Genomic DNA, 10,214 nt, shown 5'->3' with positions numbered 1-10,214 from the left:
CCCGTGACCCAGCAGTTCGCCGCCGTCGACGTCATCCGCACCAAGCGGGACCGCGGCGAGCTGTCCGACGCCCAGATCGACTGGGTCGTCGACGCCTACACGCGCGGCGCCGTCGCCGAGGAGCAGATGTCGGCGCTGGCCATGGCCGTCCTGCTGAACGGGATGACGCGGCGCGAGACCAGCCGCTGGACGCACGCCATGATCGAGAGCGGCTCGCGCCTCGACTTCACCGACCTGCCGCGCCCGAGCGTCGACAAGCACTCCACGGGCGGGGTCGGCGACAAGACGACCCTGCCGCTCGCGCCGCTCGTCGCGGCCTGCGGGGCCGCGGTGCCGCAGCTGTCCGGCCGCGGCCTCGGCCACACGGGCGGGACGCTCGACAAGCTCGAGGCGATCCCCGGCTGGCGCGCCTCGCTGACGCTGGCGGAGATCCGCCGCCAGCTCGTCGACGTCGGGGCCGTCGTGTGCGCGGCGACGGGCGACCTGGCGCCGGCCGACAAGAAGCTCTACGCGCTGCGCGACGTGACGGCCACGGTCGAGGCCGTGCCGCTCATCGCCAGCTCCATCATGAGCAAGAAGATCGCCGAGGGCACCAGCGCGCTCGTGCTCGACGTGAAGACCGGTTCGGGCGCCTTCATGGCCGAGCTGGCGCAGGCCCAGGAGCTCGCGCGGGCCATGGTCGACCTCGGCACCGACGCCGGGGTGCGCACCGTCGCGCTCATCACCGACATGTCCACGCCGCTGGGCCGCACCGCGGGCAACGCGCTGGAGGTGCGCGAGTCCGTCGAGGTCCTCGCGGGCGGCGGCCCGGCCGACCTCGTGGAGCTCACCCTCGTGCTGGCGCGCGAGATGCTCGCCGCCGTGGGGCTCGACGCGGTCGACCCCGCGGACGCGCTCGCGGACGGCCGCGCGATGGACTCCTGGCGCGCCATGGTCCGCGCCCAGGGCGGCGACCCCGACGCGGCCCTGCCGACGGCGCGCGAGACGCACGTCGTGCACGCGGAGTCCACGGGCGTGCTGGCCGACGTCGACGCCATGGCCGTCGGCGTCGCCGCGTGGCGCCTGGGCGCCGGGCGCTCGCGGCGCGAGGAGGCCGTGCAGGCGGGGGCGGGGATCGAGCTGCACGCCGTGCGCGGGGAGTCCGTGCGCGCCGGTGACCCCCTCATGTCCCTGCACACCGACACCCCCGAGCGCTTCGCGTGGGCCCTGCAGGCCCTCGAGGGCGGGGTGCGCGTCGTACCCGCGGGCGATGCCCCCGCGCCGCCGCCGCTCGTGCACGAGCGCGTCACCGCCTGAGCGGTCGGCTCTCCGCGGCGCCCCGGTCGCCGCTCGCGTCCCCGGCCCGGTAGGGGCCCCGCCGAAGCTCGGCGGCCGAGGCTCGCCCGCACCACCCTGCCCGCTGAGGCTCCGCGTGCTGCTGCCTCACGCCCCGGCTCGACGCGGCGGCGTCTCCCGGCGACGTCACCACCCCCTCGCACGCCCGTCCGCCGTCCCGCGGCCCGGTCCTCCGTCGACCCGCTCGACGGGGTCGAGGTCCCCGGGCGTGCCCGTGCCTCCCGGCGGAGTCGGCTGCGTCGATCACCGCCGGGGATCCGGGGATCCCGGAGGAGCCGACGCGATGGCTATACATGCGTTAAGCGAACGTGTAGCTTTACGCCCGTAAAGCCACGGAGCGGACGGCTCCGGGTCCTGCGGACGACCGGGAGACGACCATGATCGACACCGAGGTCACCAGCGCCACCGAGGCGGCCCAGCCCACGAACCAGGAGCGCGCGACGGCCCAGCTCGTCGGGGCGTGGTTGCGGCTGTGGAACGGGGACGCGGGCCAGGCCGACGCGCTCGTGGCCGACGGGTTCCGGCTGCACGCGGCGATGACGGACGGCGGCGACGGCAGCGCGGTGGACAGCGCCGCGACCCTCGTCGCCTGGATCTCCCAGACCCGCACGGCGTTCCCGGACCTCACCTTCTCGATCCAGGTCGGCCCGCTCGTCGACGGCGACCTGATCGCGCTGCGCTGGAACGCGACCGGCACCTACGCGGGTGGTGTGCCCGGGGCCGGGGCCCCCGTCGGCACCCGGATCGCCTTCACCGGCACGGACGTCCTGCGCGTGGCCGGTGGCCGGCTGGCGGAGTACTGGGTGAACTCCGACACCCTCCTGCTGATGACCCAGCTGCAGGTCGGTGCCCCCGCCGCCCCGTCAGTCCCGGCCGAAGCCGCCCGCCGGCGCCCCGCCTACCTCCGGCCGACCAACGCCGTCGTCCGGCTCCTGTCCCGCCTCGGCGTCTCCACCGGCGTCATCAAGGTCCTCACCGTCCCCGGCCGCACGAGCGGCCTGCCGCGCTCGACCCCGGTCTCGCCGCTGCGCCTGGACGGCCGCCGCTTCGTCCTGGCGCCGATGCCCGAGGGCGACTGGGCGCGCAACGCCCGCGCTGCGGGCCGCGGCACCCTCACCGACGGCCGCCGCACCGAGGACGTCGTGCTGCGCGAGCTCGACGCCACCGGCGAGGCCGGGCTGCGCCGGCGGCTCATGACGGCGTTCCCCGCCGCCGTCCCGGACGGGGTGCGCTTCTTCAAGGCGCTGGACCTCGTGACCAGCGCCGACCCGGCCCAGTTCGCCGCCGTCGCCGACCGGGTCACCGCCTTCGAGCTGCTGCCCGTCCCCACCGCCTGACGTCCCCCGCCCTCCCCTTCCCGCCCAAAACCCCCCAGGAGCAGCCGTGAACACGCCCGAGAACACTCCGACCGACCTGAGTGCCACCCCCGCGACCGTGACGGCCACCGAGGTCGTGCTGCCGGGCCGCGTGGAACCGTCCGGCCTGCAGGTGCGCACCCGCGAGCTGGGCGCCCCCGGCCCGGGGCAGGTGCTCGTCGCGGTGGAGGCGACGGGGATCTCCTTCGCCGAGCAGTCGATGCGCCGCGGCCGCTACCCCGGCCAGCCCGCCTTCCCCTTCGTCCCGGGCTACGACCTCGTCGGCACGGTCCTCGCCACGGGGCCCGGCGTCGACGCGGCCCTGACCGGGACCCGCGTGGCGGCCATGACCAAGACGGGCGGCTGGGCGAGCCACGCCTTCGTGACGGCGGCCGACCTCGTGCCCGTCGCCGCGGACCTGGACGCGGCCGAGGTCGAGACCCTCGTCGTCAACGGCGTCACGGCGTGGCAGATGCTGCACCGCACGGCGTCCGTCCGGGCCGGCCAGACGGTCCTCGTCCACGGCGCGAGCGGCGGCGTGGGCACCGTCCTCGTCCAGCTCGCCGTCCAGGCGGGGGTCCGGGTCGTCGCGACCGCGAGCCCCCGCCACCACGACGCGATGCGCGCCCTCGGTGCGGAACCCGTCGACTACGCCACCCCCGACCTCGAGGGCGCGCTGCGCGCCCTGGCCCCGGGCGGCTACGACGCCGTCTTCGACCACCTCGGCGGCGCGAGCCTGCCGCGCTCGTGGCGCCTGCTGGCCCGCGGCGGGACCGTCGTGGCCTACGCGATCGCCTCCACGCTCGACGAGCCCGGCAGCATGTGGGGGCCCTTCCTCGCCGCGATCGGGCGCGTCGCCGTCTGGCAGGTCCTGCCCAACGGCCGCCACGCCGCTTTCTACGACCTCTGGTCCGGGCACCGCCGCCGCCCCGCGGCCTTCCGCGCGCGCACCCGCGCCGACATGACGGCCGTCCTCGACCTGCTCGCGGCGGGCGTGCTCACCGCGCAGGTCGCGGCCCGCCTGCCGCTGACCTCGGCCGCGGAGGCGATGCAGCTCGCGGAGTCCCACACCGTCCGTGGCAAGGTCGTGCTCGTCCCGTGAGAGCCCCCACCGTCGCCGCCGTCTCCACCGTCCCCGCCGGCCCGAGCGCCGGGCCCGCCCGTCCCGTCCCCGAGGTGACCGCCGTGACCGACCCCGCTCCTGAGGCCGTCGTCCGCGAGCGCAACCGCCGCGGGCAGGGGGGCCGGCTGCGCGCCGACATCGTCGCCGCGGCCACGGCCCTGCTCGACGAGAGCGGCACGGGGGAGGCGGTCACCCTGCGGGCCGTCGCCCGCCGCGCGGGCATCACCGCGCCCGCGATCTACCCGCACTTCCCGCACCGGGAGGCGATCCTCCTGGCCGTGGTCCAGGACGCCTTCGCCGAGCTGCACGAGCAGCTGCGGACCGCCACCACCGCAGGCGATCCCGTGGCGCGGATGCACCAGGCGTGCGCGGCGTACCTGGCCTTCGCCGCGGACCGGCCGCACCGCTACCGGGCCATGTTCGGCGGCGTGTGGAACACCGAGCAGGCCCTGGAGCGCGACGAGGTGGACGCGGCCGACCTCACCGCGCTGGGCCGCGACGCGCTCCTCGTCCTCGCGACCTGCCTGCAGGACTGCGTCGACGCGCGCCGCTCCGCCAGCCGCGACGCGGGCGCGGACGCCGTCGCCCTGTGGCTCGGCCTGCACGGCCTGGCCGACCAGCGCGCCGTCACCGCGGCGTTCCCCTGGCCGCCGGACATCACCGACCGGCTCGTGGCGCCGCTGGCGCGCCTGCTGCCCGGGGCACCGCAGGACTAGGCGGCCCGCGCGTCGGGCGTCAGCGCCGCAGGAGGCGACGGGCGAGGGACCGCTTGCGGCGCGGCGCGTTCGAGCTCGTCACGAGCGAGGACGCCGAGCGCAGCGTGCGCGTCAGCTTCGTCGCACCGCCGCGCGACTCGATCCGGCCCGCGACCCCGCCGAGCGCCTTGGCGCCCAGGGGGATGGCGATGGACGCGATGAGCCACCGGCGCAGGCCGGAGGACAGCAGGACCCACATGTGGAACTCCTCGGTCGGGTAGGGGGCACATGCCCCCCACCGGGCCGGCCAAACCCTCGCCCCCTGGCTGGTCGCCCGCGGTGCGCGGCTCCGGCCGCACCCCGGTCGCCCCCGCGCCGGTGGGAGGATCGGCCGGTGAGCACCTTCGAGACCATGCGACGCCTGCCCAAGGTGTCCCTGCACGACCACCTGGACGGCGGGCTGCGCCCCGCGACGATCGTGGAGATCGCCTCCGCCAACGGCCACGTCCTGCCGACGACCGACCCCGAGGAGCTGCGCGCCTGGTTCCGCGACAGCGCCGACTCCGGTTCGCTCGTGCGCTACCTGGAGACGTTCGACCACACCGTGGCCGTCATGCAGGACGCGGAGTCGCTGGCCCGCGTGGCCACCGAGGCCGTCCTCGACCTCGCGGCCGACGGCGTCGTCTACGGCGAGCTCCGCTACGCCCCCGAGCAGCACCTCGCCGGCGGTCTGAGCCTCGACGAGGTCGTCCTCGCCGTCGAGGAGGGCATGCGCCGCGGCGAGCAGCAGGCCGCGGCCGCCGGCACCCCCATCCGCGTCGGCACCCTCGTGACCGCCATGCGCCACGCCGACCGGTCGCTGGAGATCGCCGATCTCGCGCTGCGCCACCGCGACGCGGGCGTCGTGGGCTTCGACATCGCCGGCGCCGAGATCGGGTTCCCGGCGTCGAACCACGTCGAGGCGTTCGACCGGCTGCACGCCGCGGACTTCCCCGTCACGATCCACGCGGGGGAGGCGTCCGGCCCGGAGAGCATCGCCGACGCCCTGCACACCTGCGGCGCCGAGCGCATCGGGCACGGCGTGCGCATCGCCGACCAGGTCGAGCTGACGGGCGGCACCGACCGGTTCGGGATGCCCGCCGCCCGCCTCGGCCGCCTCGCCGCCTGGGTCCGCGACCGCGGTGTCGTCCTCGAGCTGTGCCCGTCGAGCAACGTGCAGACCGGTGCGGCCACCAGCGTCGCCGAGCACCCCGTCACCGCGCTGAAGGACCTCGGGTTCGCCGTCGCGGTGAACACCGACAACCGGCTGATGTCCGGCACCAGCCTCAGCCGGGAGTTCGCGCTGCTGGCCGACGAGGCCGGCTGGCGCGTCGCGGACGTCGAGCGGGCCACGGTCACGGCGCTGTCCGCGTCGTTCCTGCCCTTCGACCAGCGGCTGGCGCTCGCGGAGGACGTCCTGCGCCCCGGCTTCGCGGCCGCGGTCACCACGGCCTGACGCGCACCGGTCCGCCGGCGCCCGCCGCACCCGCGGGGGGCACCGGCGGACCGGTCAGCCGCCGTACGCGCCGAGCACCTCGCGGGCGGTGGTGACGAGGTCGGCGACGAGCTCGGGCGGTGCGAGGACGTGGACGTCCGTGCCGAGGCCGAGCAGCGCCGCCGTGGCGGCCGGCACGGCGCGGAACGGCGCGGTGAACTCCCGCCACCCGTCGTCGGGACCGCCCACCGGCTCCGCGGGGCCGGTCAGCTGGGCCGCGACGACCCGCAGGACGCGGTCGGCGACCGCGCCGCGCACGCGGAAGCGGACCTCGACGGGCGGCACGCGGGGGCGTTCGACCTCCGCGCGCAGCCGCGCCCACACCTGCGCCAGCGGGGCCTCGGGTGCGGCGGCCGGCGCGCCCGTCGCCCGCACGCCGCTCACCCGGTCGACGCGGAAGAGCCGCGGGGTGCCCCGGTGCGCGGCCACGAGGTACCAGATCCCGCCCTTGGCGACGAGGCCGTGCGGGTCCACCGTCCGCCGCCGCGGTGCGTCCTGCCCGCTGTGGCGGTAGTCCAGGACGACCCGGGAACCCGCGAACACGGCCTCCTGCAGCGCCGCCAGGTGGGGGCCGGGAACCGGCGCGCGGTGCCACCCGGCGGGTTCCGACAGGACCCGCTCACCGGCGCGCTGCAGCTGGTCGCGCTGCGGCGCAGGCGCACTGGCCAGGACCTTGCGCAGCGCCGAGCGGAACTCCGGCCCCTGTCCGGGTGCGCTGACCAGCGCCCGCCCCTCCGCCGCGGTCAGCCCCACGACGTCGGTGCGCCAGCCCGGGAGCAGGGCGATCCCGCCGTGGCGGCCGCGCTCGGTGAACACCGGCACCCCCGACGCGGACAGCGCCTCGACGTCGCGCAGCACCGTGCGCACCGACACCTCCAGCCGCTGCGCGAGCTGCGGCGCGGGGAGCCGGCCGTGGGTCTGCAGCAGCAGGAGCATCGAGAGCAACCGGTCCGCACGCACCCCGGGATCGTGCCAGGGATACCTGACAGGAGGTGTCGTGATGAGGCGGGAGGCTGCCGCCATGACCTCCTCGGAAGCCCCCGCAGCCCCCGCAGCCCCCGCAGCCCCCACCGACCCCCGGCCCGTCCTGGGCGCCGCCCTCGGCCTGGTCGGGGAGCTCGTCGACGTCGTCGACGTGGCCGACCTCGACCGGCCGACGCCGTGCACGGAGTTCGCCGTCCGCGACCTGCTGTCCCACCTGGTCGCGGTCACCCACCGGGTCGCCTACCTCGCCGGCGGCGGTGACGCCTACGACCGCCCGTCCTTCGTCAGCGGGGTCCCGGACGACGGCTGGCCGGCGGCCTTCCGCGCGGGCGCCGGCGAGCTCACGGCCGCCTGGGCGGACGACGCGGTCCTCGCGCGCACCGTGCGCCACCCCGCCGGGCCGATGCCCGGGGCCTTCGCGGGCCTCGCCTACGTGCAGGAGCTCACGACCCACGCGGGTGACCTCGCGGTCGCGATCGGCCGCGAGGACCTGCTCGACGAGGACCTCGCGGAGGCCGCGCTCGCCACCTCGCGGCGGTTCCTGCCCGCCGAGCCGCGGGGCGGGCCCATCCCCTTCGGCCCCGTCGTGGCGGTGCCCGACGACGCGCCGGCGCACGTCCGCCTCGCGGGGTGGCTCGGGCGCGGCTGAGCCGTCCTACCCTCGTCGTCCGTGACCACGCCGCCTGCCGGGACCGCGACCGGCGGTCGCCGCCCCCACCTCGTCGTCATGGTCGGCCTGCCGGCGGCCGGCAAGACCAGCCGGGCCCGGGAGATCGCCGCGCAGCGCGGGGCGCTGCGGCTGACCCCGGACGAGTGGATGCTCCCGCTGTTCGGGCAGGAGCAGCCCGAGGGCCGGCGCAACGTCCTCGAGGGGCGGCTGATCTGGACCGCCCTCGCCACGCTGCGCCTCGGCGTCGACGTCGTGCTCGACTTCGGCGTCTGGGCCCGCGAGGAGCGGACGGCGCTGCGGGCGCTGGCCGCCTCCGCGGGGGCCACGAGCGAGCTCGTGTACCTGCCCGTCACCGCGCAGGAGCAGCGGCGCCGCGTCCGGGACCGCGCCCGGACCGACGCCGCAACGACCTTCGCCATGACGGACGCCGACCTCGACGGGTGGCGGCTCCTGTTCCAGGAACCGGACGCGGCCGAGCTCGCGGCGACGGACCTCGACCCCCCGCCGGCGGGCCACGACTCCTGGCTGAGCTGGGTGGCCCGGTGGTGGCCGACGGCCCTGCCGGGAGACGAGCCGGCGGGGTCGGATCCCCCCTGACCCGTTCGCCTGCAACCGGTTCCGGCCTCCCGCTCAGGGGCGGGGCCGGTGCGCCCGCTGCTGCTTGGCGACCACCTTCCAGGCCCGCAGCCGCTCGGCGCGCAGCCGGGCGTCCGTGCGGGCCTCGAAGTGCTGCTGCTCGCGCACCAGCGTGCGGTAGCTGTCCAGGCGGCGGGCGCTGAGCAGGCCCGCCTCGATCGCGGCGAGCACCGCGCACCCGGGTTCCGCCCGGTGGCCGCAGTCGGAGAACCGGCAGTCGACCGCGAACTCGTCGAGGTCGGCGAACACCCGTTCCAGGCCCTCCTCGCCCCCGGCCACGCCGACGCTGCGCAGCCCCGGGGTGTCGACGAGGCAGAGCCCGTCGCCGAGGACGGCGAGCTCCCGGTGGACCGTCGTGTGCCGGCCCTTGCCGTCGACGGCCCGGACGTCGCCCGTGGCGAAGCGCTCGGTGCCGAGCAGCGCGTTCGCGAGCGTCGACTTCCCCGCGCCCGAGGAGCCGATGAGGACGACGGTGCCGGTGAGCGCGGCCCGCAGCGCGTCGAGCCCCGCCCCCGTCTCGGCGCTGACCGGGACGACGTCGACGCCGGGCGCCGCCACGGCCACGTCCCGCAGCACCGGCGCCGGGTCCGCGACGAGGTCGGCCTTGCTGAGGGCGAGCAGCGGCCGCGCGCCGCTCTCCCAGGCGAGGGTGAGGAAGCGCTCGACGCGGGAGAGCGCGGGGCGGTCGTCGAGGGCGAGGACCACGACGACGGTGTCGACGTTCGCGGCGAGCACCTGGGTGTGGGAGCGGCCGGACACCGAGGACCGCACCAGGCAGGTGCGGCGGGGGAGCAGGGCGGCCGGCCGGTCGCCCGCGACGGCGCACCAGTCGCCCGTGGCGGGCTCGCCGGTGCTGCGGTCGACGGCCAGGCGCCGCGGGCCGTCCGCGGCGACGACGTCGCACGCGCCGCGGTGGACGGTGGTGACGCGGGCGGGCGCCGTCCCGGGCGGGAGCAGGGCCGCCCAGCCGTCGTCGTAGCCGAGGGGCAGCAGGGGGTGGGTCGGGTCGGGAGCAGAGGACACGCGGGACTCCAGGAGAGGGGGCCCCGGGGCGCGCGTCAGGTCAGCGCGTCCGTGCGGGGCGGGGGAGCAGAGCTTCGGGGAGCAGGGTTCGGAGAGCGGGGGGCTCGTGCGCGGGCACCTTTCCCGCGGCCGTCGTCGTCACCACGACCCACCTCCTCGTCCTGCTGCTGGTCCCCGGACTGCCGGGAGGCCCGACGCTAGGGCGGCGAGGTCGCCCGCAGCCACGGGTTTTCCGCCGGCAGGTGCGGGGCCACCCGCGCGGCGTCGTCCAGGTCGTGCGCCCGGCGGCCCCCGGGCAGCTGCAGCACGAGCCCACCGGCCCCCGCCGCGGCGGCGCGGACGGCCCGCAGGTCCTCGGGGCACCAGCGGGCGTCCAGGCGCGCCACGGCCGCCGCGAGCGCGGGGGCCGTGCCGCCGTCGGCGTGCAGGACGGTGAGGCAGCCCCCCGGCAGCGCGGTCGCGACGGCCTGGCCCAGCAGCTCCGCGGGACGCGGCGCCGCCGCGGAGGCCACGAGCACGACCGCGCCGCCCGCGGCGAGCACCGGCAGCACCGCCCGCGCCGGCGCGAGCAGCACGTCACCCTCCGGGGCCAGCACCCCGACGACCCCGGGAGCCGCCCGCCGCCCGGGCGCCAGGACGTCGAGCTTGTCCGCCCAGCCCGCCCAGCGCACCGCGTCGTCCACGGCCGCGTCGACCGCCGCGACGGCCTCGGTGACGCGCACCCCCTCGCCGCGGCGGACCTCGTCGACGAACTGCGCCCGCCGCGACTCCAGCTCCGCGGCCACGGCGAGCAGCGCCCGGCCGCGCGCGACGCCCGGCTGCCCCGCCCACGCGGCAGCCGCGCGGGCGGCCCCCGCGA

Annotated in this window: 11 protein-coding genes; 7 read left to right on the top strand and 4 right to left on the bottom strand. The window is 77.5% G+C overall.

Annotation, left to right across the window (positions count from 1 at the left end; translation table 11 throughout):
- The first annotated feature begins 3 nt into the window (after positions 1 to 3).
- From F1544_RS09235 to F1544_RS09215, 4 genes are all read left to right on the top strand, one after another.
- Positions 4 to 1,296, top strand: a complete 1,293-nt coding sequence (locus F1544_RS09235; RefSeq protein ID WP_167584492.1) for a thymidine phosphorylase — start codon at positions 4 to 6, stop codon at positions 1,294 to 1,296.
- Between the two features lie 416 nt (positions 1,297 to 1,712).
- On the top strand, positions 1,713 to 2,672 hold the full coding sequence (locus F1544_RS23445; protein ID WP_208971575.1) for a nitroreductase/quinone reductase family protein: 960 nt from the start codon (positions 1,713 to 1,715) through the stop codon (positions 2,670 to 2,672).
- A gap of 46 nt (positions 2,673 to 2,718) precedes the next feature.
- On the top strand, positions 2,719 to 3,792 hold the full coding sequence (locus F1544_RS09220) for a medium chain dehydrogenase/reductase family protein (protein ID WP_208971574.1): 1,074 nt from the start codon (positions 2,719 to 2,721) through the stop codon (positions 3,790 to 3,792).
- Complete coding sequence (locus tag F1544_RS09215) at positions 3,789 to 4,529, top strand: TetR/AcrR family transcriptional regulator (protein ID WP_208971573.1); 741 nt, start codon at positions 3,789 to 3,791, stop codon at positions 4,527 to 4,529. Before F1544_RS09220 ends, F1544_RS09215 begins: the two co-directional genes overlap by 4 nt.
- Positions 4,530 to 4,548: 19 nt before the next feature.
- Here F1544_RS09215 and F1544_RS09210 read toward each other — a convergent pair whose 3' ends face one another.
- Positions 4,549 to 4,767 carry a hypothetical protein gene (locus tag F1544_RS09210; RefSeq protein ID WP_167584490.1) on the bottom strand — a complete coding sequence of 73 codons (219 nt, stop codon included), beginning with the start codon at positions 4,765 to 4,767 and terminating at the stop codon, positions 4,549 to 4,551.
- 153 nt (positions 4,768 to 4,920) lie between these two features.
- On the opposite strand from F1544_RS09210, the gene F1544_RS09205 reads away from it, so the two are divergent.
- Positions 4,921 to 6,003, top strand: coding sequence for an adenosine deaminase (locus F1544_RS09205; protein WP_167584606.1), 1,083 nt, complete (start codon positions 4,921 to 4,923; stop codon positions 6,001 to 6,003).
- Positions 6,004 to 6,057: 54 nt separating this feature from the next.
- Here the strand turns inward: F1544_RS09205 and F1544_RS09200 are convergent, their stop codons facing one another.
- Positions 6,058 to 7,002 (bottom strand): helix-turn-helix transcriptional regulator, encoded by a 945-nt coding sequence (locus F1544_RS09200; protein WP_167584488.1) that lies wholly within the window; start codon positions 7,000 to 7,002, stop codon positions 6,058 to 6,060.
- Between the two features lie 61 nt (positions 7,003 to 7,063).
- Between F1544_RS09200 and F1544_RS09195 the strand changes: the two genes are divergently transcribed.
- Positions 7,064 to 7,675, top strand: a complete 612-nt coding sequence (locus F1544_RS09195; RefSeq protein WP_167584486.1) for a TIGR03086 family metal-binding protein — start codon at positions 7,064 to 7,066, stop codon at positions 7,673 to 7,675.
- Between the two features lie 21 nt (positions 7,676 to 7,696).
- Entirely contained in the window at positions 7,697 to 8,293 is a 597-nt protein-coding gene (locus tag F1544_RS09190; protein ID WP_208971572.1) for a P-loop nucleotide/nucleoside kinase family protein, read from the top strand.
- Between the two features lie 33 nt (positions 8,294 to 8,326).
- Here the strand turns inward: F1544_RS09190 and rsgA are convergent, their stop codons facing one another.
- Positions 8,327 to 9,355 carry a ribosome small subunit-dependent GTPase A gene (gene rsgA / locus F1544_RS09185; RefSeq protein WP_308469964.1) on the bottom strand — a complete coding sequence of 343 codons (1,029 nt, stop codon included), beginning with the start codon at positions 9,353 to 9,355 and terminating at the stop codon, positions 8,327 to 8,329.
- A gap of 197 nt (positions 9,356 to 9,552) precedes the next feature.
- Positions 9,553 to 10,214: aldehyde dehydrogenase family protein (locus F1544_RS09180; RefSeq protein WP_167584484.1), on the bottom strand; the 662-nt coding region annotated here is incomplete at its 5' end.

This window comes from Kineococcus rubinsiae, assembly GCF_011839805.1.
Classification (GTDB): domain Bacteria; phylum Actinomycetota; class Actinomycetes; order Actinomycetales; family Kineococcaceae; genus Kineococcus; species Kineococcus rubinsiae.
This window is presented reverse-complemented; position numbering and strand designations above follow the sequence as displayed.